The sequence below is a fragment of the Caulobacter sp. GW822-FHT07D08 genome (assembly GCF_058798735.1).
In genome coordinates, this window is sequence record NZ_JBXAKU010000001.1 from 282,979 (window position 1) to 305,700 (window position 22,722).

Here is a 22,722-nt window from a genome sequence, read left to right on the forward strand (position 1 = left end):
TGTTTCTCGAGCCTCGATCGCAGATCAAAGGTCAATCATGCCGTTGACCACGGATCGAGAGTACTTCCTATTCATCATGTATTTCGGTGGTTTATAGCAATCACGCGCGCGTGAATGTCGGGTTTACGACTAACATTTATTTTTCGACTTGGCTGTATTTGCTCGATATCCCCAAATCGGGGTGTTAAGCTCTGGCTATCATCGGCACGGCCTTCTCGAGCGCCGATGACTGAGAGACGAAGCCCCGGCTTCACTCCCGCTCGAAAGGCAGGAGTTCACATCATGCCCACCTACCTTTTCTACCCGCGACGGGCCGACGGCGTGTCGCTGACGTTCATCGCCAACGCCGCCGAGGATGATGTCGACGCCCTGGAACTGGCGGTCGAGGTCGCGGCGGCGCACGACTGCGTCGGCGTCTTCGTCTGGGAGCCTGCCGCCGACGGCAAGGACCGCTTCGTCGGCGAGGTCGAGCGCCAGGGCGCCCGGGTTCCGCACCAACCGAGGCCACAGCGCGGAGCTTCAGCGCCCGTCTAGGCGTTACCGGGGCGATCCCGAGCGCGTAGCGCGCTCGAACCCCAAGAAGATGGCGCCTTTCCGCGGAAAGGCTCCGGAGGTCGCTCGTGGACAAGCTGTTCGCCAAATTCGCCAACGTCACGGCCCGCGCCACGGGCAGTCCGCCCGCGTTCCTGATCTGCGTTGGCCTTGTGGTGCTATGGGCGGTGACGGGGCCGATCTTCAAGTTCTCCGAGACCTGGCAGCTGGTGATCAACACCGGCACGACGATCATCACCTTCCTGATGGTGTTCCTGATCCAGAACACCCAGAACCGCGACGGCTTGGCCTTGCAGACCAAGCTGGACGAGCTGATCCGCGCCACCACCGAGGCCGAGGACGAATTCATCGGCATCGAGAAGCTGACCGACAAGGAACTCGAGGTCATGCACGCCCACTGCAAGCAGCGGGCGGACAGGCATATGCAAGCCTTCCAGAAGGTGGCCGCCGAGAAGGACGCCCGTCTCAAGGCCGGAGCCAAGGGCAAGGCTTCCGCCAAATCCGCCAAGACGGCGTCGTCCGTCTCGACCCGCGCCGCCAGCCGCGCCAAGGCCCTGACGGCCGGTCATCCGCCGTCCAAGAAGGCCGGATGATATCAGACCACGACAGGGTGGACGTCAGATCTTATCGGCGATAGCGGTACCATCCAATGGGCCGGCTTGAGCGCGCCCGACGGGGAGAGCCGCCTTGCCGAAATTGAAAGCCCTGCGCTGGTGGATCATCGGCCTGGTCATGCTGGGCGCGATCGTCAACTACCTGACCCGCTCGACCATGGGCATCGCCGCCCCGACGGTGATGAAGGACCTGGATATCTCCGTGAAGGAGTATTCCTGGATCACCGGCGCCTTCCAGCTGGGGATCATGCTGCAGCCATTCTGCGGCTATGTGCTCGACACCCTGGGTCTGCGCACCGGCTTCGCGGTCTTCGCCGCCGCCTGGTCGCTGATCGCCATGGCCCACGGGCTGGTCCACAATTGGCAGGGTTTCGCCTTCCTTCGCGCCTTCCTGGGCCTGGCCGAGGGCTCGGCCCAGCCGGCCGGCATGAAGACGGTGGCGACTTGGTTCCCGGCCAAGGAGCGGGGCTTCGCCGGCGGGGTGTTCAACATCGGCGCCTCGATCGGTTCCGTGCTGGCGCCGCCGCTGGTGGTGTGGGCCGTGCTGGCCTGGAACTGGCGAGCGGCCTTCGTGCTGACCGGCGCCTTCGGCCTGGTCTGGGTGGTGCTGTGGCTCTTCTTCTACCGCTCGCCCGAGCGGCACCCGTCGATGACCGACGAGGAGCGCGCGCTGATCGCCGCGGGCCAGGAGGCGCACCTGACCGCCACTGGAGCCAAGCCGTCGATCGTCTCGATCCTCAAGCAGGGCCAGTTCTGGGGCATCGCCTTGCCGCGCTTCCTGGCCGACCCGACCTGGGGGACGCTGTCGTTCTGGGTGCCCCTCTATCTGTCGCAGACACGCGGCTTCGACCTCAAGCAGATCGCCCTGTTCGCCTGGATGCCGTTCGTGGCCGCCGACCTGGGCTGCCTGGCCGGGCCGGTGATCGCCCATTTCCTGCAGAAGCGCGGTGTTTCGCTGATCAACGCTCGCCGCATCGCCTTTACCCTGGGCGCGGTCCTGATGACGGGCATGGTGTTCGTCGGCAAGGTCGAGAGCGCCTACGCGGCCATCGCGCTGCTCTGCCTGGGCGGCTTCGCGCACCAGACCCTGTCGGTGACCGTCATCACCATGGCCTCGGACCTGTTCCGCCGCGACGAGGTCGCCACGGTGGCGGGCCTGGCCGGCATGATGGGCAATCTCGGCCTGCTGATCTTCTCGCTGCTGATCGGCGGGCTGGTGACGACGATCGGCTATGACCCGTTCTTCGTGGCCCTGGGCGTTCTGGACATCGCCGGGGCGGTCTTGCTGTGGACGCTGGTCAAGGACCGCGCCGCGCCAGACGGGGCTTCCAGGACGATAAAGGCATGAGCGTGATCCAGAACCCTATCCTGCGCGGCTTCAATCCCGACCCGTCGATCGTGCGGGTGGGGCAGGACTATTATATCGCGACCTCGACCTTCGAATGGTTTCCCGGCGTCCAGATCCATCACTCGAAGGATCTGAAGAACTGGCGGCTGCTGAGCCGTCCGCTAACCCGTCCGAGCCAGCTGGACATGCGCGGCGACCCCGATAGCTGCGGCGTCTGGGCCCCGTGCCTGACCCATGCCGACGGCAAGTTCTGGCTGATCTTCACCGACGTGAAGCGCTATGGCCGCACCACGGTCGGCGGGGCCTCGGGCGCGTCCTTGCGAGACTTTCACAACTACCTGGTCGCGGCCGAGACGATCGACGGCCCGTGGTCGGACCCGATCTATCTGAACAGCTCGGGCTTCGACCCGTCGCTGTTCCATGACGACGACGGCCGCAAGTGGCTGGTCAATCAGCTGTGGGATCACCGGCCGGGCAAGAGCCGCTTCGCCGGCATCGTGCTGCAGGAATATTCGGTCGCCGAGCGGAAGCTGGTCGGCGAGCGGAAGGTGATCTTCGAGGGCACGCCGATCGGCCTGACCGAGGCGCCGCACCTCTACAAGCGCGATGGCTGGTACTATCTGGTCACCGCCGAGGGCGGCACCGGCTGGGGCCACACCATGACCATGGCAAGGTCGCGCGGCCTCGACGGCCCCTACGAACTGCACCCCGAGACCTACGTCCTGACATCCCGCGACCGGCCGCACGTGGCGCTGCAACGGGCCGGCCACGGCGACCTGGTCGAGACCGCCGACGGCGAGACCTACGCGGTCTATCTGGCCGGTCGTCCGCTCCCCAATCGTGGCCGCTGCCCCCTGGGGCGCGAAACGGCGATCCAGAAGCTGGTCTGGGGCGAGGACGGCTGGCCGCGCACCCTGGACGGTTCCGGCGACCCGACGCTGGAGACGCCCGCGCCGGACCTGCCCGAGCACCCCTGGCCCACGGCGCCGGCGCGCGCGGATTTCGACGGTCCGGACCTGCCGATCGACTTCCAATGGCTGCGCACACCGTATCCGGACGAGATCTTCAGCCTGACCGCCAGGCCCGGCTTCCTGCGCCTCTACGGCCGCGAGAGCGTGGGCAGCGTCTTCCGCCAAGCCCTGGTCGCCCGACGCCAGCAGGCCCACTGCTACTCGGCCGCCACGGTGCTGGACTTCGAGCCCGAGCATTTCCAGCAGGCCGCGGGGCTGATCTGCTACTACAACGGCTCCAAGCTGCACTATCTGCACGTTGGCCACGACGACGCGATCGGCAAGCATCTGCGGGTGATGAGCTGCAGCCCCGACAGCCCACAGTCCGACAGCTTCACCGCGCCCATCCCGCTGGCCGCTGGCCCCGTCGAGCTGCGAGTCGAGGTCGACTTCGAGCGCCTGCGCTTCGGCTTCCGGCAGGGCGAGGGCGCCTGGACCTGGCTGCCGGAGGTGTTCGACGCCTCGATCCTGTCGGATGAAGCCACCGCCCCCGGCGCGCCCAACTTCACCGGCGCCTTCGTCGGCATGGCCTGTCAGGACACCGCCGGAACGGCCGCGCCGGCCGACTTCGACTGGTTCGACTATGAGGAACGGGCGTACCGGGCCGTGCTCGAAAATCCCTAAATCCCGACCTCCCCGGCGAATGCCTGGGCCCAGATCGAACCCACGAACGGCCGAAAGGTCGCGAGGCTCATGGCGCGAGGACTCAAACCTCTCCGGATGAATCTGGGCCCCGGCATTCGCCGGGGAGATCGGGTGTAGGGGAGATCAGAAATTGTGAGTTGAGTGAACCCTGTTCGCTCGTAAGGTCGCTCCCACGGGGCCGCACCAGACGGCCCAGGGAGGACGCCATGAACGCTCCGGTCTCGATCTCCGAACACGACGCCGCCCTCTATGCCGGCCTGACGGTCACGCCCGCCGGCACGGTGCTGGGGGCCGAGATCTCCGGTCTCGACCTGACCCAGCCGCTCACGCCCGAGATCGTCGCGGCGATCCGCGCGGCCCTGTTGCGCCACAAGGTGGTGTTCTTCCGCGACCAGGACATTTCCTACGAGGATCATGTCCGTTTCGGTCGCTATTTCGGCGAACTGGAAGGTCATCCGGTGACCGCCCACGTGCCGGGCTTCCCCGAGATCCTGCATATCGAGGCCGCCGACGGCATGAAGCTGCGCGAGGAGATCGTCCCGCTCGTCCGCGCCGCCAACAAGTGGCACACCGATGTCACCTTCCGCGAGGCGCCGTCGATGGGCGGGGTTCTGCGGATGCGCCACATGCCGCCGCTGGGCGGCGACACCCTGTTCGCCGACACCGCCGCGATCTATGCCGACCTGCCGCAGGCTCTGAAGGACCAACTGGCGACCCTGACCGCGGAGCACGACATCATCCAAAGCTACGGCTATCGCGTCGACGAGGCCAAGCGCCAGGCGCTGCGCGCGGAGTATCCGCCGATGATCCACCCGGTGGTCCGCACCCATCCGGAGACCGGTGAAAAGCACCTGTTCGTCAACAAGGTCTTCACCACCCGGATCCTGGGCCTGCCCGAGGACGAGGCCAAGGCGCTACTGGCCGACCTGCTGGACCGGGTGAAGGCGCCCGAATACCAGGTCCGCTTCCGCTGGACCCCGAACGCCATCGTCTTCTGGGACAACCGCGCGACGCAGCACTACGCGATCCTCGACTACTGGCCCCAGGAGCGGATCGTCGAGCGCGTGACGATCAAGGGCGACAAGCCGTTTTAGTCAGCCGATCAGAGCGCGGTTCAGGCAGTCGATCAGCGCCTCGCCGGTGAACGGCTTGGGCAGGAAGCAGGTCACGCCCGCCTTCTCGGCGCGGAGCCTCTGGGTCTCGTCGGCGAAGGCGGTAATCAGGATCACCGGGGTGTTCTCGCCCGCGGCGATCATGGCCTCCTTCATCTCGACGCCGGTCATGCCCGGCATCTGCAGGTCGCTGATCACGCAGTCGGCCTGACCGCGCGCCGCCGAGGCCATGAACGCCGTGGCGCTGTCGAACGCCTGGACGCGATGACCCAGGGATCGCAGCAGCCCCTCCAGCGAGACGCGGACCGAGTCGTCGTCATCGACGACACAGATGAGGGGGGAGGGGGACAAGCGGGCTTCCTCGAACGCGCGACGGCGGGTCGCGTCATGATCAGTGCCCGATAACCGCGGTCGCGGAAATTATACGGAGGTTTGTGTGGCCTTGCGTAAGGATCGTTCAAGACGGCCCGTCACGATGGGTCTTCGGGCCGCAGCTTGAGCGTCTCGGCCATGCGGACCAGGTCAGCCAGGCTCCGGGCCTCCATTTTGCGCATCAGGTTGCCGCGATGGATCTTCACGGTGATCTCGGAGAGGCCCAACTGGTGGGCGGCCTGCTTGTTCATCAAGCCGCTGGCGACCAGGGCCATGACCTGCTTCTCGCGCCCGCTCAGCGTCTCGTAGAGGGCGCGCAGGTCGTCGAGGCCGCCCTGCTGGGCGCGGGACGCGGCGTCGCGCTCCAGGGCCGCGGCGACCGCGTCCAGCATGTCCTGATCACGGAAGGGCTTGGTCAGGAAGTCGACGGCCCCGGCCTTCATGCCGCGCACGCTCATCGGGATGTCGCCATGACCGGTCATCAGCACGATCGGCATGCGGATGTCGGCGGCGGCCAGCTTTTCCTGGAAGTCCAGACCGGAGAGGCCGGGCAGGCGCACGTCCAAAACCAGGCAGCCGGCGTCGTGGGCGTGGCCTGACTGCAGGAACTCCTGGGCGTTGCCGAACGCCTTGGTCTCCAGCCCCACGGACCGGAACAGGCTGCCCAGCGCTTCACGCAGGGCGCCGTCGTCATCGACGATATGGACTGTTTGGGAGGCCATCGTGTTCGTTAGCTGGACCAGCCGCGCCGCCTCGTCAATAAAGGCGTTTGGAGATGGGGCCGTATGATCGACAGTTCGTCCGCGATGTTCGCCCTGGCTGCGTCCGAAGACGTAGAGCGTCGCCGCCAGGAACTGGCCGAGATGCTGGACGCGGCGCACGACGCCATCTTCGTCAGCGATCTTGAGGGCCGGATCACTTTCTGGAATCGCGGGGCGTCGGCGCTGTACGGCCATGCGCGCGAGGACGCCGTGGGTCGTGATCCCGACGTCCTGCTGGCGACGCGCTATCCGGCCGAGATCGCGGCGATCAAGGCCCAGCTGATCGAGACCGGTCACTGGGAGGGCGAGCTGACGCGGACCACGGCCGCCGGCGAGACCGTGGTCGTCGACGGTCGCTGGACTCTGCGCCGAGACGCGGATGGCGCGCCCGCGGAAGTTCTGGAGACCGGCCGCGACGTCACCGCCGCCCGCGAGGCGGCGCGGGCCCTGAAATACAGCGAATATCGCTATAGCAACGTCTTTCGGGCCATGGCCGTGTCGTTCTGGGAGCTGGACTTCAACGGCCTGAGCCAGATGCTGGCCGAACTGCAAGGGCAAGGCATGACCGATGTCCGCGCCCACGTCGCCGCCCGTCCGGAGGTCGTCCGCCGGATGATCGAGGTCTCGAATGTGGTCGACGTCAACGACAAGTCCGTCGCCCTGTTCGGCGCGCCCCGCGAAGAGCTTCTGGGTTCGGTGTCGCGGTTCTGGCCCCGGTCCAGCGAAGGCGTGTTCGCCGAGAGCGTCTTCGCGGCGCTGGAGCGGCGGCATAGCTACGAGGCCGAGGCGCGGTTCTACAAGGCCGACGGGACCGAGTTCGACGCCCTGTTCACCACCTGCTACCCCCGCGACGGGGTCAAGCGGGGCACGGTGCTGATCGGCATTGTCGACATCAGCGATCGGCTGGCGGCGCAGGACGCCTTGCGCAAGGCCGAGGCGGATCTCGCCCACGCCGCCCGCGTCTCGACCCTGGGCGAACTGACCGCCTCGATCGCCCACGAGGTCAACCAGCCCCTGGCCGCCATCGTCACCAACGGGGAGGCCGGACTGCGCTGGATCAACCGCGCCGAGCCCGACCTGGAAGAGGCCCGCGCGGCGATGGGGCGGATGATCGTCGAGGGCCAACGGGCCTCGGACATCATCAGCCGCATCCGCGCTCTGGCCTCGAACAAGGATCCGCAGCGCGCGCCGGTGGCGCTGAACGCGGCGATCGAGGACGCCGCCCTGCTGCTGAAGCGTGAACTGGCGGCGCATGATGTCCGACTGATCATGGCCTTGTCGCCGGACGTCGGCGAGGTCCGGGGCGACCGGGTGCAGTTGCAGCAGGTGGTCATCAATCTGGCCATGAACGGCATCCAGGCGATGGCGGGACGCGACGGTGTGCGCGATCTGACTCTCTGCACCCGGCGCGCGGACGATCGTGTGGTGCTGGAGGTGGCCGACACGGGTCCGGGCGTGGCGGCGCAGGACGCGCAAGTCCTGTTCAAGGCCTTCCATTCGACCAAGGCGACGGGGATGGGCATGGGCCTGTCGATCAGCAAGTCGATCGTCGAGGCGCATGGCGGCGGCATCGCCATGGAGACCGCGCCGGGCGGCGGGGCCCTGTTCCAGGTGGTCCTGCCGACGGCCTAGAAGCGTCGAGATCGCCTTAGATGATCGCCACCCCAAAGGCCCGGCGTGATCGCCACGGGCGCGAGCCGGCGCGGGACCAAGAACTGGCCTAGCGCGGGACCCATAAATGAAGCCGGCTGGTCTCGCGCGAGGCGTGGCCAGCCGGCTTTAAAAGGTGTCGGACGCGGTGGGGTGCGCCGAGTCCGAAGACTCTCGTCGAGTCCCGAGCGAATGGCAACGGTCTAGCTTGCCGAATGTGTGCGACAAACGCGCGCAGTCGATTGCATAGGGGGTCAGGCGTTTGCGTGGGCTCGGCGCCAGGCCAGGGGCGTCGCGCCGGCCAGTTTCCGGAAGGTCCGCGAGAAGTGGGCCTGATCGGCGAAGCCGCACAGATAGGCGATCTGGCTGAGCGGTTCGGCGCTCTTCAGCATCATGGCCTTGGCCGTCTCGACCCGCCGGCGCATGACGTGACCGTGCGGGGTGTCGCCGAAGGTCCGCTTGAAAGCGCGGCTGAAGTGACCGGCGCTCAGCGTGACCAGCTGGGCCAGGTGCGAGACCGGGATCGTGTCGCCGAGGTGGGCGTCGATATGGGCGCTGACCCGCTTGGCCTGCCAGGGGGCGAGACCGCCCAGGCTGATCTCGCGGGCGCCGCCTTGCGTCTCGGCCGCCTCGGCGACCAGGGCGCTGGCCTTGGCCAGCAGGGCGCGGGTTGCGTCCAGATCGCCGCCGATCGAGCGTTCGGCGCGGGCCAGGATGTCCTTCAGGTTCGGCGCGAACGCGCGAACCTCGTCGTCCAGGATCTGGCCGGCGACGACGCCGTCGAAGGGATTTGAGGCGGTGTCGAAGCTGCGGGCGGCGGGTTGATAGGACATGGCGTCGATCTCCGTTGCGCCCCTTGGGGGAGAGGGGCTCCGTGTTTCGACGATCAGTGTTCTTCATCCCCGCTTCGGGGACCATTCAACGAAGGCTTGGCCGGGACCTGCGTTGGTCTGTCGCACCTATACCTGAGTATGGCCGTCCGCCCGTCTGGCTCTACCTCTCTGCTTCCTTCTGCCTGTAGAAGTCCCGCAGTACGAAGAACGCCGGCTTGCGCCGCCCGGTCGGCGAGACCAGGCCCTTGCGGTTCCAGCCCTGCTGGTAGATCGGATGCTGGCGCCTGGGGCTGCGGAAGTCCTTGAGAATCCAGGGCGACATGCCGGCCAGGGTCGGGACCTTGGCGGCCATGGCCAGGGTCTTCTCGTAGTACGTCTTCTGGAAGTCCTCGGAGAACTTGCGCATCAGCGCGGGATCGCTGAACCCCGAGAGCGCGTCGGCGCCGAATTCGGAGAACACCATCGGCTTGTCGGTGGCCTTCCAGGTCATGGCGGGCAGGCTGTCGAGCGTGTCGTCGCTGTACCAGCCATTGTAGGTGTTGGCGGCCAGCACATCGAGCTTGTCGGCCAGCGGGTCGTTGAGGCCCATCTCGATTTGTTTGCCATTTGGGCCGTCGTTGGTCTTGCGCGCCGTCAGCAGGGCGGCGGTGACCAGGCGGCTGTCGTCCAGCGTTCGAACGTCGTCGACCAGCTGGTAGAGGAAGGCGTTGCGCGGTTCGGTGATCGGCGTCTCGTTGGCCACGCTCCACATGATGATCGAGGCGCGGTTGCGGTCGCGGCGGATGTTGTCGGCCAGCATCCCTCTGGCCAGCGCCAGGGTGCGCGGATTGCCGAAGTCGACCAGCCAATAGACGGGGATCTCGCTCCACACCAGCAGGCCCATCTCGTCGGCGACGCGAGTGGTGATCTCGCTGTGCGGATAGTGGGCCAGGCGGACGAAGTTGCCGTGCAGGCCCTCCTTGACCTCGGCCAGCAGGGCGCGGGCGCCGGCCTCGGTGATGGTGCGGGCGGGGTTGTCGCCGAACTCCTCCTCGTGGACCGAGATACCGCGCAGGAAGATCGGCTTGCCGTTGAGCAGGATCTGGCCGCCCTTGGTTTCGATGGTGCGCAGGCCGACCCGGTCGGTCAGTCGGTCCTCGCCGGCCTGGACGACGACGTCGTACAGCTTGGGCTTCTCGGGCGACCAGCGGACCAGGCTCTTGGGCGCGGCGGACGAGGCGTTGAGGACGCCGCCGGCGTCGGTCTTGCCGGAAATATCCAGGCCCAACTCGGCGATGCGGACATGGACCTCCTGGTTGGCTGACTGGGCGCCGTCCAACTTCACGGTGGTGGCGATCCTGCCGTCCCTGGTCAGGCGCACCCAGGCTTCGTCGACGAAGGTGCCCGGGGTGATCACCAGGCGCATCGGTCTGGTGATGCCGCCGTAGTTCTCCCAGTCGGTGACCGGTGGCGGCACGCCGTCGGCCTGGGGCGTGGAATCGACGCCGACCGTCAGCTGGTTGTTGCTGGCGCGCAGGGTCTCGGTGACCTCCAGCGAGAACGGCGTGAAGCCGCCTTCGTGTTCGCCGACGCTCTTGCCGTTCAGGAACACCTTGGCGGTGTAGTTGACCGCCTCGAAGCGCAGGAAGGCGCGCTGGCCGGGTTTCAGGACCGGGGCGTCGAAGCGCCGCTCGTACCACATCAGGCCCTGGTAGTAGCGCAGGCTCGGATCGTGCCCGATCCAGCCCTGGGGCAGGGTGGCCGTTGGCGAGCGGTCCATGTCGTATTCGTAGAGGGCGTTGGGCCTGGCCTTGGTCACGGCGTCGACATCGACGTCGTCATAACGGCGATGGCCCTCGCCGGGCGCGCCGCGGTGGAAGCCGGCCAGGCCGTCGCGATAGGGATCGACCGAGTAATGCCAGGTCCCCGAGAGATCCTGGCCGTCGCGGTTGTCGGCCCGGGTCAGGGTGGGGGAGGAGGCCGATGCGCCCAGCGGGGCCAGCAGGGCCAGGGCGCACGCCGCGCCGATCATGGCCTTCAATCCCATTCCCATCGCGCGTCCTCCAGCAGCCGTTCGGCTTTGTCGCAGAGGTTGAAGCATGCCCCGTGGCCAGGGCGCAAGGAAAAGTGGTCAGGCCACTTTGTATGGGAAAAGGGCGGCCCAGCCGTGAGGCCGGGCCGCCCTCGTCAGATCGGCTTAGAAGCTCTTGCGAACCGTCAGGCCGTAGGTGCGCGGCGCGTTCGGATAGCCGCTGTAGCTGCCGTCCTGAGCCACCGTCGGGAAGGCCGAGATCAGGCTTTCGTCGTTGGTCAGGTTGCGGGCCCACAGGCCGATTTCCAGTTGGCCGGCGGTTTGGACGACGCCGACGCTGGCGTTGACGACGTCGGTGCCGTAGCTGGCCAGGGTCGGCGACACGGTTTCCGTCAGCTGGACCTTGCTGCTGTGGTCGTATTCCACGCGCGCATAGCCCTGCCAGTTCTCGGTGATGTCGTGGTTGATCGTCGCCGAGGTCGAGAACGACCACTTCGAGATGCCCGCAGGGGTGTCGCCCGTCAGGTTGCGGAAGTTCGGACGACGGCCGGTGGCCGGGTCGACCGGGCAGCGAACGGTGTCGAAGGTCACGCAGGCCGCGCCGGAGAAGCTGTCGTACTTCGGATCGAGATAGGTGACCGAAGCGGCCAGGTTCAGCCATTGGACCGGACGCCAGGCGCTGTCGACCTCGAAGCCCTTCACCGACTCCTCACCGGCGTTGACCAGGCTGTAGCCGAGGCCGGTGAAGGCGTTCGACTGGAAGCCTTTGATCGACTGCTTGAAGGCCGCGATGTTGGCGTAGCCGCCCGGGAAGCTGGCCTTCACGCCCAGTTCGTAGACGTCGACGTTTTCCGGCTGGGCGGTGCGGCCCACGCCGTTGGCGTTCGGCGGACGGCTGTCCGACGACAGGTTGAAGGCGCCGGCCTTCCAGCCCGTGGAATAGCTGGCATAGGCGTTGATCGCGCCGAAGTCATAGGCCGCGCGGACGGCGTAGGTGACCTTGTCGCCCTTCAATTGGCCGGACTCGGTGGCGTTCGGATAGTTGACCGGGGCGTGGGTCGGGTCGTTGCCGTAGAAGAACTGCAGACCGCCCAGGGCGCTATACAGGTTGCCCGGCAGGCCCAGGGCGGGGAACTGCGGCACGGCGCCCAGGTTCAGCGCCGAGAAGGGGTCGTTCATGACGACGTTCGAACGGGCCTTCTTGGTGTCGTTCATGTAGGCGAGGCCGCCGGTCAGGGTCAGCTTCTCGGTGACCTTGTAGTCGAACTGGCTGAACAGCGAGTACGACTCCTGCTTCATCTTGTAATAGTCGTCGAGGCCTTGGCCGGCCTGGAAGTAGGTCGAGCCGGGGCGAACCAGGGTCGGCGTGGCCAGGCTCTGCAGGAACTCCAGGGCGTAGATGTTCGACTTGCCGGTCAGGGCCGGGCGGAGGGTGGCCGGCAGGGCGGCCAGCAGCGTAGCCGGGACGGCGCCGCCCAGAGCGTCGGCGAACGCGCGAACGTCGCTGCCGTAGGTGATGGTGCGGCCGGTATCCAGCTTCTCATTCTGGTAGAAGCCGCCGATCAGCCAGTTGAACGGGCCGTCGCTGTTCGACGCCAGGCGCAGTTCCTGGGTGAAGGTCTTGATGGTGTTGGCCGTGCGGTTGTTGGAGATGTCCGCGCCGGTGAAGTCGATGTCCTGGAACGAGGCGTTCTTCTGGTTCCGATAGGCCGTGATCGCGGTCAGCTTGGCGAAGCCGAGGTCATGGTCGAGTTGGCCCGAGACGCCCTTGCCCGAAAGCTTGTTCGCCGGGTCGGTGTTGAAGATGACGTCGCGATCGAAGATCTTGGTGGTGTCGCTGATCGGCTTCTTCAGGATGCCGCCGATGGCCAGGGTGGCCGGGCCGTTGAAGATCGAGGTCACGCCGCAGCAGGTCTCGTTGATCTTGTTGTAGTCGGCGATGACCCGGAACGAGGTCTTGTCGGTCGGTTCCCACAGCAGGTCGCCGCGGATCGACCAGCGGTCGCGGTCGTTGACGTCGCTGCCGGTGGTCAGGTTGGTGAAATAGCCGTCGCGCTTGTTCAGGCTGCCCGACAGGCGGACCGCCACGGTCTCGCTGAGCGGGCCGGTGACCGTGCCCTTGATCTGGCGGGTGTTGTAGTTGCCATAGGTGCCCTCGACCTTAGCGCCGAAGTCGAACTGCGGCTTCTTGGTCACGATGCTGATCGCGCCGGCCGAGACGTTCTTGCCGAACAGCGTCGATTGCGGGCCGCGCAGAACTTCAACGCGCTCGATCTCGGGCAGGTCGTCCAGGGCGGCGGCGGAGCGGCTGCGATAGACGCCGTCGATGAAGATGCCGACCGAGCTTTCGATGCCGTCGTTGCCGTTGCCGTTGCCGAAGCCGCGGATGACGAAGTTGGTCTGGCCCGCGGCGTTGAATTGCTGGACCTTCAGTGACGGAACGACCGACTGCAGGTCGATCAGGTCACGCACCTGGGCGCGTTCGATGGTTTGCTGACCCGTGACGGCGACCGAGATGGGCACGTCCTGCAGGGTTTGTTCCCGCTTGGTGGCGGTGACGACGATTTCCGAAATCGAGTTGCTGTCAGCTTGGGTGGTTTGCGCGTAGGCGGGCGCGGCGATGGCGAGCGCGAGGGCCGAGACCCCCAGCAAATGGACGTTTCTCATAACGAACTCCCTGTTTTTCTTTATTATCGGCCGCGTCTCTTCCCATCCCGCCTCGAGCAATCGCGGGTTTATTTTGGGGAAGGGCGGGCGTGTTGACGTGAGGGAAGGGCGATCCTGGCCGACCGCGCGAACCGCAGAGAGCGGTCACGAGCCCTTGGCCTAGGATGAAGACGCTTTGCGTCATGTTTCCGCCCCAGCGCGAACGGCTTGCATCCGTCCGCAACTGACGCTGATTTTAATATGACCTCGATATTCTAGCGCAAGTTAGAATTTTCGGTTTGCAGCAGAACGCGTTCGGGTGATGCTCAGCGGCATCGGTAATCGCGCGACGGAAGAATCGCGCCCGCCGAACGGAGGAGAGACAGCGGTTGGCTAAGGGCGGAGACCCTCTGGTCCTGACGCCCCGGAGTCATGGGGACGATGTCAGGCCGATGGCGCAGAGCCAGAAGTCAGTGAAGAAGCGCGAGGCGATCCTTCGCGCGGCCATCGAGATCATCAACGCCAAGGGCTTCGCGGCGGCCACGATGACCGACATCGCCGCCGCCCTCGATCTCAAGGACGCGGCGCTCTACTACTACTTCCCCAACAAGCAGGCCCTGGCCTATGCCGGCCACCAGCGGTCGCTGGAACGGTTCGAGACCATCCTGGTCAAGGTCGACGCCGACGGCGGCACGGGCCTGTGCAAGCTGCGGCGTTTTCTGAGCGCCTTGCTGGACGACGCCGTCGACAACGGGCCGCAGCTCTATTTCGGCGACAGCTCCTATCTGGACCAGGACCAGCGCCAGGCGATCGAGGCCTGGACCGGGCGGCTGTCCCGGCGGCTGGAGCGTTTCCTGGAGGAGGGTATGGTCGACGGCACCATCGCGCCGTGCGAGCCGGCCCTCGTGGTGCAGTTGATGGTGGGCATGCTGATCTGGCTGACCAAGTGGGCTCCGGAGACGCCGGGCCTGACCAACCAGCGCCTGCTGGAGGCCATCGAGGTCTTGGCCATGAAGGGCCTGGCCGGTCCTAAAGCCCCAGCTCCGCCCGAAGCTTGCGGGTGAGCCTGGCGGCGATCAGGCCGTGGGCGGTCCTGAGCCAGTCGGCCACCTCGTCGGCGTCCAGCGCGGGCAACTCCGGAAAGTGCACCCACCGCGCGCGGGCCAGGTAAGGCGCGGGTCTCGCGCGGCCGGTCTCGGTCAACACCTCGAACGCCACGTCCGAGGCCTTGAAGGATATACCGCCGCCCAGGGTGACGCCCTCGCCGCGGACGGCGAACATCTTGCCGCCCACCTTGAAGACGTGGTCGCTCCCCCACTGGATCGAGACCGTCGCGCCCCGCAGCGCCAGGCACGCCTTGTCGAACGCTTCCGGGGTCATCAGGCCGAAACGCCCACGCCGATCGGGCAGACCACGCCCGTGCCGCCGATGCCGCAATAGCCGTCCGGGTTCTTGGCCAGGTACTGCTGGTGATAGTCCTCGGCGAAATAGAACGGGCCAGCGACGGCGATCTCGGTCGTGATGTCGCCCAGGCCCTTGGCCGACAGGGCCTGCTGATAGGCCTCCTTCGACGCCGCGGCCGCGGCGGCCTGGGCGTCGTTGGTGACATAGAGGCCGGAGCGGTACTGCGTGCCGATGTCGCCGCCCTGGCGCATGCCCTGAGTCGGGTCGTGATTCTCCCAGAAGGTCTTCAGCAGCGCCTCATAGGTGACGACCCTCGGGTCGAACACCACCAGGACGACCTCGGTGTGCCCGGTGCGGCCGGTGCAGACCTCCTCATAGGTCGGGTTCGGCGTGATCCCGGCCGCATAGCCGGCGGCGGTCACATAGACGCCCGGGATCCCCCAGAACACCCGCTCGACGCCCCAGAAGCAGCCCATGGCCAGAACCGTCGTCTCCAGGCCGTCCGGATAGGGACCCTTCAGCGGATGGCCGTTGATGAAGTGCGTCTCCGCCGTCGGGATCGGCTCCGGGCGCCCCGGCAGGGCCGTGTCGGCGGAGGGCATATCGAGGGTCTTGGCGGACGACAGCATGGCGGCCTTTCGGGGCGGGAATTCCTGCGCCTCGATATAAACGCTCGTGTCGCCGGTTTCATCCGGGAACGCGCTTGCTACCTGTCGGTCCCTGAGTATATTGCGCGCCTTCCCGCGCCGGGGGTCTCAACCACCCCCGACTCGTCGTGCGCTGGTGAGGTGGCCGAGTGGTTGAAGGCGCACGCCTGGAACGCGTGTATAGGGGAAACTCTATCGAGGGTTCGAATCCCTCTCTCACCGCCACCGCCTTGCGTAAGATATTGGCATATCTTACTAATTTCTCTCCCCAGGATTTCGGCCCCACTCCCGGCCCTACTTGCCGACGGCTGTGGCGGATACAGGATCAGCAAATCTTTCCTGTGGATTTTTGCCGCCCATCCAAAAAGGGGCCGAGCTGTTTGCTCTTGTGTACGGTCGGGCGAGCCATCGCTGTCATGTTGCATTCAGCTCTTTTCGGCACGTCGCAGCGAAGAAGCGCATGGAGGACTGTGCCCTCGACCTTAACCATAGACGCCGCTAAGGCTGAGTCCCCTTTCTTTTACACGTCTCGATTCTGCGCCCTTTGGGCCACAGGAATGTAAATGCGACTGTCATGGAATGAGATACGCGCCCGCGCGGCGATTTTCGCGCGCGACTGGCAGGGGCATGGCTACGAAAAGGGACAGACGCAGCTCTTTTACAGAGATTTCTTCGAGGTTTTTGGCGTGCCTGTACGGCGCGTTGCCAGCTTCGAAGAGCCAGTAAAGAACCTCGGTGAAAAGCGGGGTTTCATCGACCTTTTTTGGAAGGGCGTGCTGCTGGTTGAGCAGAAGAGTGCCGGGCGAGACTTGAAGAAGGCCAAGACTCAAGCGCTTGGTTACTTCCCTGGGCTAAAAGATTCTGAACTGCCTCGATATATTCTGCTAAGCGATTTTCAGTCATTTGAGCTGTATGACCTCGAGAGTGACGAGTTTCTTAAATTCTCTCTCACTGACTTACCAAAGCATGTAGATAAGTTCGGCTTCATAACTGGGGTTCAGCGACGAGCGTTCAAAGACCAGGACCCGGTCAACATAAAAGCTTCCGAGCTAGTTGGCTTTCTGCATGATGCTCTAGAGGATTCAGGATACAAGGGGCATGATCTCGAGCGCTTCCTTGTTCGCATAGTGTTTTGTCTATTTGCAGACGATACTGGTATATTCGAGCCAAGGGGAATTTTCGAAGAATTTATCGAAAATCGTACGAGCGAGGATGGGTCTGATCTTGCAGGCTGGATTGCTCAACTATTTCAGACGCTCGATACCCATAAAGATAGTCGCCCTAAAACCCAGGACGAGGACCTGGGTGCGTTTCCTTACATCAACGGCGATCTCTTCTCAGAGACGCTTCGGCTCCCCGCTTTCAATTCGGAAATGCGGCAGCGTTTGCTGGACGCGTGTCGGTTCGATTGGTCTGAAATCTCGCCGGCAATCTTCGGTTCGCTCTTTCAGTCGGTGATGAACGCAGAAGAGCGACGCAATCAAGGCGCTCACTATACAAACGAAACCAACATCCTGAAGGTTATTCATACTCTTTTCCTCGACGATTTGCGCGAAGAGTTTGTGAGGTTGAAGTCTCGTAAGGACAGTCGCCGCCGAGTGGAGCTTCAACGATTTCAGTCCCGGTTGTCAGGGTTGAAGTTCTTTGACCCGGCTTGCGGATGTGGAAATTTCCTTATCATCGCATACCGTGAAATTCGGCGCTTAGAGCTTGAGGTTATTCGCGAGCTTGTTGACTATCAGCGCGACGAGCTTGGGGAGTTCCAGTCTCACCTTGATGTAACTGAGCTGTCGGTCGTCAACGTAGATCAGTTTTTCGGTATTGAGATCGACGAATTCCCGGCCCGTATTGCGGAGTCGGCGATGTGGATGATGGACCACATCATGAACAATTATCTCAGCACTGAATTTGGTCAAAGCTACGCCCGCATACCTCTGCGGCGATCGCCTCACATCAAAGTGGGGAATGCGCTCGATTTGGACTGGTCAGATGTTCTTTCACCAGCAGAGGCGACTTTCGTTTTCGGGAACCCGCCCTTCCGAGGTCACCAATATCGGACCCCAAGCCAGCAGCGCGATATGGCTCGCATTTGGGGTACTGATGGACAGTTTAACCGCCTAGATTACGTTACTTGCTGGTTCAAGAAAGCTGCTGATTATGCGGCGGAAAATAAGGATATAGACGTCGCCTTTGTTTCTACAAACTCTATTACTCAAGGAGAGCAGGCTGGGATTCTATGGCCGTTTATTTTCTCGACCGGAATGTCGATCCATTTTGCTCACCGCACCTTTCAATGGAACAATGAGGCGCGCGGCAAGGCCGCTGTCCACTGCGTGATCATCGGGCTGACTTACAGGGAATGCTCGAGCCGCATCATATTTGAATACGACCACGTTCGTGGGGACCCGCACGCCTCAACTGTTTCCAGGATCAATGGTTATCTTATCGATGGTCCGCAGTATTCCGTGCCGGCTCGATCGAGTCCCCCGGCAGGCCGCCTTAAAATGCACAAGGGGAGCCAGCCAACGGATGGTGCCCGCTTAAAAAAGCCCGGCGGTGGTTACATCACCACGAGCAACCTCATCCTTGAGGCAGAAGATCGGAAGGCGCTGTTGGCCGCAGATCCCTCGGCGAAAAAGTGGCTGCGCCCATTCGTCGGTGGGGAGGAGATGATATCAGGCCAATGGCGTTGGTGCCTCTGGCTCAAAGATGCCGATCCAACAGAAATACGGCAGTCCAAGCCTATTCAAGAGCGCCTTGAACGCGTGCGAAAAGGAAGACTGCAAAGTCCAACCTTGAGTGTGCAGGCATACGCAAAGTATCCTACACTGTTCACGCAAGATCGGCAGCCGAGCGTTGATTATTTGGGAGTGCCAGAGGTATCTTCCGAAAATCGTGAATACATTCCCATGATGGTTATTGGGCCAAAGGTAATTGCCTCTAACAAGCTGCAAATCATCCCTGGGGCACCGTTATTGTATTTCGGCATCCTGACGTCTGCAATGCACATGGCTTGGATGCGCACCGTCGCTGGTAGACTTGAGAGCCGCTACAGCTATGCGCCGGCTGTATACAATTCCTTCCCCTGGCCAGAAATGACTGATGCCCAAGCAGCGAAGATCGAGGAGTTGGCGCAAGGCGTCCTCGACGCGCGAGCATCGTATCCGGACAAAAATCTAGACGATTTGTACGATCCCGACAGCATGCCTCCGTCTCTCCGGAAAGCTCACGACAATTTGGATAAGGCCGTTGATCGACTGTATCGACGCTCCGGCTTCCGCTTTGAGCGAGAGCGTGTCGAATTGTTATTCGAGCTCTTTGAGCACAGCGCTGCTCCCCTTGATACAACACGTGCGAATGCCAAGACCGCGACGTCCAGGCGACGGAAAGCACATGGTTAGGGGCGCGTAGGTCGGTGACGCTCGCACGGTTGTGGGACCTGAGAACACTGGGCCCGTGCGTTGCGGTTCTGGACAACGAACGCCTCAGCATCGAGGCGACTTTGCCACCTTCGAACGTCGGCCGTCTCTAGTAGCCGGTCGCCAGCGGCCCAAAGGTCGCGTCGTAGGACATGCGCGGCCAATCGTTCAGGCCAAGCCCACTTCTCTGGTGCCGACCGGGCCACAGCGCCAGGAAGCAGAACGCCCAGAAGTACCCCCGCAAATGCCCCGGCGCTTGCTGCCTGAACCAGCCGCCAGTTCCGCAAGCTGGCCAGCCGCGCCCGATCAATCCACCCATCGAGATCGCGAGCGGAGCGCTGAAGCGCTTCCTGAGCCTGATGAATCGCCGCGCGGTCCTGCCGGCGCGCCTCGTCGCCCGCCGCCGCGATCTGCCGCGCCAGGTCTGCCGGGCTCAGGGCAAAGGAGTGACTGGTCATCACCTTGCCAAGCCGCCCGACCGCGACCCTCACGCCTTGAGCGATCTCGCCCAGCGTCTCACTGTAGTCCGGCGCGGGCGTCCGCTCGGCCGCAAGCCCAGCCACGGCGACATTCAGCAACGCCACCTCCCGGCGTAGCGCCTCGAACGCCGCCGCCGCGTCGGGCGACTCCGCCGGTCCAACATCTTGCTCCATCATCTCCTCCTAGATGCCAAGCCCGCGCCCACGGCCGATGCCGAGGTATTCCGTCAGCCCTTGCCCGACGTTGCGCCCCAGGTCGGAAGGCAGCCCAAGCTCGGCCCGCCGGCCACGCAGCAGCGACTCCACCTGCGGATCGCGCTCCAAGCTCTTGGCCATGGCGCTCATGCGCTCCTTGACCTGTCGGGCGCCGGCCATGTCGCCCTCGCGGTGCAGAGCGGTGCGCTGCCGCTCCAGGCCCTGCCAACGCTGGACGAAGCGATCGGCCCGAAGGCTCGGATCGGCTCGAACCTCCGCCTCGAGCTGGAGGGCCCTGATCGCTCGCTGGGTACCGCCAGACCCCACCTCGTTGGCCAGACCCGGCTCGCGCAGGTACGCCCGCTCCAGATCCTTGGCCGCATGCGGGCCAACCTCAGCCAAGGCCTCGCGCGCTTCCACCAGCGCCCGCCGCTGATGAGCCAGCACCGGCAAGCTGCGGTCGTTCATCCGCATGACATCGGCCGCGGCGCGGGCGTGACGCTCAATCGTGCGATGCTGGTCGAACTGCCCAACCTCCCGCGCCGGCGCCATCGGCTGACGCGCCGGGCTGATCGGCTTGAACCCATCGAACATCCCGCGCTGGCGCTGCGGCGGGTCCTTCGACCGCATCGACGCCGGCACGTGAATGTCGCGTCGCTCGGCGAAGTCGCTGGCCATGTCCTTGGCTCGCTCGCGCGACAGCACGCGAGTCAGGTTGCCGAGATCCTCGAACTCATCGCGACCGTAGTGGATCTGGACGCTGTCGCGGTGCCGCGACAGGGCGACGTAAGCGCCGTGGCGGTCCAAGCCGGGTGTCGCCAGCACATGGGCGCGATCGACCGTGACGCCCTGGCTCTTGTGGATGGTCGCCGCATAGCCGTGGTCGACCTGGGCGTAGTCCTTCAGGTCGAAGGAGACGGATCGCCCGGCGTCGAGCCGCACGGTCATCTGTGTCGGCGAGACCTGCTCGATCTCGCCGAGCATGCCGTTCTTCACGCCCCCGGCGCCCCCCAGCCTACGATCGTTTTTCAGGAACATCAGCCGATCGCCGGCCGCGAACACGCGCTCGCCGCGCTCGGCCCTGACCGTCACGTCTTCGCCCAACGCGCCGGCCTGCCGGAGCCGCTCCCGCGCTGTCAGATTGAGATCACGCACCTCGTCGTTGGTGTGGGTAAGGATGATCCGGCTCTTGCCTGGCTCGGCCACGCGCTCACGGTCCCAGCGCTCGACCAGATCCTCGCGCGCCTGGTCTCGAGTCTCGGCCGCGTGGACCATGCCGTGCGTCTCATACGCGGCCAGCGCCTCGCCCGTGCGTCCGGTGGCCAGATGCCGGGTGGCGTCGCGCTGCCAGCCCTCGTGCTGACGGCGAACCTGAGTGATCTCGACGTGGCTATGACGCTCGGCGATCGACCGGAAGGCCGCGCCGGCCTCGATCGCCTGGAGCTGCTCGGGATCGCCGACCAGCACCACCTTGGCCCCGGCCTTCTCGGCGGCCGACAACAGCCGCTTCATCTGCCGAGAGCCAATCATGCCGGCCTCGTCGATCACCAGCACGTCGCGGGCGTCCAGCAGCTCGCGGCCTTGCGCCCACTGATGCTCCAGGCTGGCGATGGTGCGCGAGCCGATGCCCGATCCGCCCTCCAGATTCTCGGCGGCGATGCCCGACAAGGCCAGGCCCTGAACGCGATAGCCGGCGTCTTCCCAGGCTTCCCGCGCCACGCCCAGCAGCGCCGACTTGCCCGCGCCGGCATAGCCGACGATGACGCCGAGATCGCGGGTCGCGGTGACGTGCTCGAACGCCGTCTTCTGCTCCCCCGATAGAACGAGACCGCGCTGCTCGGCGCGGGCCAGGGCGCGGCGCTGATCCAGCTCGCTGACCCGATGCGCCCGGCGCTCCGCCATCAAAGCCGAAGCCCGATGCAGGCGATCTTCGACCGCGATCATCTCGAGGCTGGTGAACCGGTCCTGGCCGCGTCCGTCCTGGCCCAGGGTGACGAGTTCGGGCGAGGCCTGCACCGCGCCCATGGCGCGATCGAACTGGTCCTTCCCGTCCGAATGGCGGTGAATGAACATCGCCAGATCGCGGCGGGTGAAGGTGGCCTGCTGCTTGGTGATGGCGTCTAGGGCGATGCGCGGATCGGCGATGATCCGCTCGCCATTGGCCCGCGCGATTTCGTGGTGCTCGTCGAGCCGCTCAGCCTCCAGGCCCTCATCGGCCCTGCGTCCGGCGGCCGGACCGATCTTGTGCTGTGGCTCAAGGTCGATGCCCTGGGCGTCCAGGCTGCGGTGATCGATCCGCGCGTCGATGTCGAGCTGTGCCAGCCGCTCATTGGCGTGATCGGCCCAGGCCTCGCGCCAATGCTCGACCAATTCGGTGCGGTTCCAATCCCGCACCTTGGCGCCGAAGCCGTCTTCGCCCACTTCGCGCATCGACAGCATGACGTGGGCGTGGGGCTTGGCCAGGCCGTCAGGGCCGATGTCCCAATGCACATTGAGATCGGCGACCATGCCGCGATCGACCATCTCGCGCTGGACGAAGTCGCGGGCCAGTTCGATCCCCTGGGCCTGGTCCATCTCGCGGGGGATGGCGAACTCGACCTCGCGGGACATCTGGGCGTCCTTGCGCTTTTCGCCCGCCTCGACCGCGTTCCACAGCGTGGCGCGGTCGGCCAGGTGCTCGGGCGCGCCGTCCGGCAGCATGACCTCGGAATGGACGACGCCGCTCTTGTTGGTGAAGTCGTGGTCGCGATCCAGCCGCTCGTCGCGCAGCCGCGAGGCCGAGCGATAGGCGGCCGAGGCCACGGCGCTGGCCCCGGTAGCGCGGCTTATGACTTTGACGCTGAAGTGGTAGATCGCCATGGCGACAGACCACTTACTATCCTGAGCGCACGTCGGCACGACGTATAAGCGCGCCCTCCCAAGAAAGAATCTCGGGAGGGACGAGGCCGTCCCAGTGTGTTCCGGCGACCTTACAGCCTTCCCGGACGGCCTGTTTTACGATCAGCGCATCATCCGAACCGGAGA

17 protein-coding genes and 1 tRNA gene are annotated in these 22,722 nt (G+C 65.0%); 9 read left to right on the forward strand and 9 right to left on the reverse strand.

Annotated features, from left to right (window positions below):
• The first annotated feature begins 282 nt into the window (after nt 1-282).
• From AC1RJ9_RS01275 to AC1RJ9_RS01295, 5 genes are all read left to right on the forward strand, one after another.
• The gene (locus AC1RJ9_RS01275; RefSeq protein WP_492835447.1) at nt 283-534 is read left to right on the forward strand and encodes a hypothetical protein; all 252 of its coding nucleotides are present in this window, start codon (nt 283-285) and stop codon (nt 532-534) included.
• 86 nt (nt 535-620) lie between these two features.
• Nucleotides 621-1,145 carry a low affinity iron permease family protein gene (locus tag AC1RJ9_RS01280; RefSeq protein WP_492835445.1) on the forward strand — a complete coding sequence of 175 codons (525 nt, stop codon included), beginning with the start codon at nt 621-623 and terminating at the stop codon, nt 1,143-1,145.
• Between the two features lie 139 nt (nt 1,146-1,284).
• Nucleotides 1,285-2,514 (forward strand): MFS transporter, encoded by a 1,230-nt coding sequence (locus tag AC1RJ9_RS01285; RefSeq protein WP_492836083.1) that lies wholly within the window; start codon nt 1,285-1,287, stop codon nt 2,512-2,514.
• A complete protein-coding gene (locus AC1RJ9_RS01290) occupies nt 2,511-4,148 on the forward strand; it encodes a glycoside hydrolase family 43 protein (RefSeq protein WP_492835442.1) in 1,638 nt (545 codons plus the stop codon). The genes AC1RJ9_RS01285 and AC1RJ9_RS01290 overlap by 4 nt, the downstream gene beginning before the upstream one ends.
• A 227-nt stretch (nt 4,149-4,375) precedes the next feature.
• The gene (locus AC1RJ9_RS01295; RefSeq protein ID WP_492835440.1) at nt 4,376-5,263 is read left to right on the forward strand and encodes a TauD/TfdA dioxygenase family protein; all 888 of its coding nucleotides are present in this window, start codon (nt 4,376-4,378) and stop codon (nt 5,261-5,263) included.
• Here AC1RJ9_RS01295 and AC1RJ9_RS01300 read toward each other — a convergent pair whose 3' ends face one another.
• Both AC1RJ9_RS01300 and AC1RJ9_RS01305 read right to left on the reverse strand, forming a co-directional pair.
• Nucleotides 5,264-5,632, reverse strand: coding sequence for a response regulator (locus tag AC1RJ9_RS01300; protein ID WP_492835438.1), 369 nt, complete (start codon nt 5,630-5,632; stop codon nt 5,264-5,266). It abuts the gene before it with no gap.
• 119 nt (nt 5,633-5,751) lie between these two features.
• The gene (locus AC1RJ9_RS01305; RefSeq protein WP_492835436.1) at nt 5,752-6,375 is read right to left on the reverse strand and encodes a response regulator transcription factor; all 624 of its coding nucleotides are present in this window, start codon (nt 6,373-6,375) and stop codon (nt 5,752-5,754) included.
• Nucleotides 6,376-6,438: 63 nt separating this feature from the next.
• Between AC1RJ9_RS01305 and AC1RJ9_RS01310 the strand changes: the two genes are divergently transcribed.
• Nucleotides 6,439-8,046 (forward strand): sensor histidine kinase, encoded by a 1,608-nt coding sequence (locus AC1RJ9_RS01310; RefSeq protein ID WP_492835434.1) that lies wholly within the window; start codon nt 6,439-6,441, stop codon nt 8,044-8,046.
• A 272-nt stretch (nt 8,047-8,318) separates the two neighbouring features.
• On the opposite strand, the gene AC1RJ9_RS01315 is transcribed toward AC1RJ9_RS01310, so the two are convergent.
• The 3 genes from AC1RJ9_RS01315 to AC1RJ9_RS01325 form a co-directional block, all read right to left on the reverse strand.
• On the reverse strand, nt 8,319-8,897 hold the full coding sequence (locus AC1RJ9_RS01315) for a helix-turn-helix domain-containing protein (RefSeq protein ID WP_492835432.1): 579 nt from the start codon (nt 8,895-8,897) through the stop codon (nt 8,319-8,321).
• A 160-nt stretch (nt 8,898-9,057) separates the two neighbouring features.
• Complete coding sequence (locus AC1RJ9_RS01320; protein WP_492835430.1) at nt 9,058-10,929, reverse strand: glycoside hydrolase family 2 protein; 1,872 nt, start codon at nt 10,927-10,929, stop codon at nt 9,058-9,060.
• Between the two features lie 144 nt (nt 10,930-11,073).
• Complete coding sequence (locus AC1RJ9_RS01325; protein ID WP_492835428.1) at nt 11,074-13,575, reverse strand: TonB-dependent receptor; 2,502 nt, start codon at nt 13,573-13,575, stop codon at nt 11,074-11,076.
• 368 nt (nt 13,576-13,943) lie between these two features.
• Between AC1RJ9_RS01325 and AC1RJ9_RS01330 the strand changes: the two genes are divergently transcribed.
• Nucleotides 13,944-14,618, forward strand: a complete 675-nt coding sequence (locus tag AC1RJ9_RS01330) for a TetR/AcrR family transcriptional regulator (RefSeq protein ID WP_492835426.1) — start codon at nt 13,944-13,946, stop codon at nt 14,616-14,618.
• Here the strand turns inward: AC1RJ9_RS01330 and AC1RJ9_RS01335 are convergent.
• A complete protein-coding gene (locus tag AC1RJ9_RS01335) occupies nt 14,584-14,934 on the reverse strand; it encodes an MmcQ/YjbR family DNA-binding protein (protein ID WP_492835424.1) in 351 nt (116 codons plus the stop codon). The genes AC1RJ9_RS01330 and AC1RJ9_RS01335 overlap by 35 nt on opposite strands.
• Nucleotides 14,934-15,587, reverse strand: a complete 654-nt coding sequence (gene msrA, locus AC1RJ9_RS01340) for a peptide-methionine (S)-S-oxide reductase MsrA (protein ID WP_492835422.1) — start codon at nt 15,585-15,587, stop codon at nt 14,934-14,936. The genes AC1RJ9_RS01335 and msrA overlap by 1 nt, the downstream gene beginning before the upstream one ends.
• Nucleotides 15,588-15,740: 153 nt before the next feature.
• Between msrA and AC1RJ9_RS01345 the strand changes: the two genes are divergently transcribed.
• Together AC1RJ9_RS01345 and AC1RJ9_RS01350 are read left to right on the forward strand one after the other, a co-directional pair.
• A tRNA-Ser gene (locus AC1RJ9_RS01345) sits at nt 15,741-15,830 on the forward strand.
• 338 nt (nt 15,831-16,168) lie between these two features.
• On the forward strand, nt 16,169-19,006 hold the full coding sequence (locus AC1RJ9_RS01350) for a class I SAM-dependent DNA methyltransferase (RefSeq protein ID WP_492835420.1): 2,838 nt from the start codon (nt 16,169-16,171) through the stop codon (nt 19,004-19,006).
• Here the strand turns inward: AC1RJ9_RS01350 and AC1RJ9_RS01355 are convergent.
• Together AC1RJ9_RS01355 and traA are read right to left on the reverse strand one after the other, a co-directional pair.
• Nucleotides 19,003-19,680 (reverse strand): DUF6118 family protein, encoded by a 678-nt coding sequence (locus tag AC1RJ9_RS01355; protein ID WP_492835419.1) that lies wholly within the window; start codon nt 19,678-19,680, stop codon nt 19,003-19,005. The two genes, AC1RJ9_RS01350 and AC1RJ9_RS01355, sit on opposite strands and share 4 nt — an antisense overlap.
• 6 nt (nt 19,681-19,686) lie before the next feature.
• Entirely contained in the window at nt 19,687-22,557 is a 2,871-nt protein-coding gene (traA, locus tag AC1RJ9_RS01360; RefSeq protein ID WP_492835418.1) for a Ti-type conjugative transfer relaxase TraA, read from the reverse strand.
• Between the last annotated feature and the right edge of the window lie 165 nt (nt 22,558-22,722).

What these genes read in the sequence shown, in the direction of transcription:
- AC1RJ9_RS01275 (WP_492835447.1), top strand. Translation starts at nt 283, where the DNA reads ATGCCCACCTACCTTTTCTACCCGCGACGGGCCGACGGCGTGTCGCTG.
- AC1RJ9_RS01285 (WP_492836083.1), top strand. Translation starts at nt 1,285, where the DNA reads ATGCTGGGCGCGATCGTCAACTACCTGACCCGCTCGACCATGGGCATC.
- AC1RJ9_RS01290 (WP_492835442.1), top strand. Translation starts at nt 2,511, where the DNA reads ATGAGCGTGATCCAGAACCCTATCCTGCGCGGCTTCAATCCCGACCCG.
- AC1RJ9_RS01295 (WP_492835440.1), top strand. Translation starts at nt 4,376, where the DNA reads ATGAACGCTCCGGTCTCGATCTCCGAACACGACGCCGCCCTCTATGCC.
- AC1RJ9_RS01305 (WP_492835436.1), bottom strand. Translation starts at nt 6,375, where the DNA reads ATGGCCTCCCAAACAGTCCATATCGTCGATGACGACGGCGCCCTGCGT.
- AC1RJ9_RS01310 (WP_492835434.1), top strand. Translation starts at nt 6,439, where the DNA reads ATGATCGACAGTTCGTCCGCGATGTTCGCCCTGGCTGCGTCCGAAGAC.
- AC1RJ9_RS01315 (WP_492835432.1), bottom strand. Translation starts at nt 8,897, where the DNA reads ATGTCCTATCAACCCGCCGCCCGCAGCTTCGACACCGCCTCAAATCCC.
- AC1RJ9_RS01320 (WP_492835430.1), bottom strand. Translation starts at nt 10,929, where the DNA reads ATGGGAATGGGATTGAAGGCCATGATCGGCGCGGCGTGCGCCCTGGCC.
- AC1RJ9_RS01325 (WP_492835428.1), bottom strand. Translation starts at nt 13,575, where the DNA reads ATGAGAAACGTCCATTTGCTGGGGGTCTCGGCCCTCGCGCTCGCCATC.
- AC1RJ9_RS01335 (WP_492835424.1), bottom strand. Translation starts at nt 14,934, where the DNA reads ATGACCCCGGAAGCGTTCGACAAGGCGTGCCTGGCGCTGCGGGGCGCG.
- msrA (WP_492835422.1), bottom strand. Translation starts at nt 15,587, where the DNA reads ATGCTGTCGTCCGCCAAGACCCTCGATATGCCCTCCGCCGACACGGCC.
- AC1RJ9_RS01350 (WP_492835420.1), top strand. Translation starts at nt 16,169, where the DNA reads ATGCGACTGTCATGGAATGAGATACGCGCCCGCGCGGCGATTTTCGCG.
- AC1RJ9_RS01355 (WP_492835419.1), bottom strand. Translation starts at nt 19,680, where the DNA reads ATGATGGAGCAAGATGTTGGACCGGCGGAGTCGCCCGACGCGGCGGCG.
- traA (WP_492835418.1), bottom strand. Translation starts at nt 22,557, where the DNA reads ATGGCGATCTACCACTTCAGCGTCAAAGTCATAAGCCGCGCTACCGGG.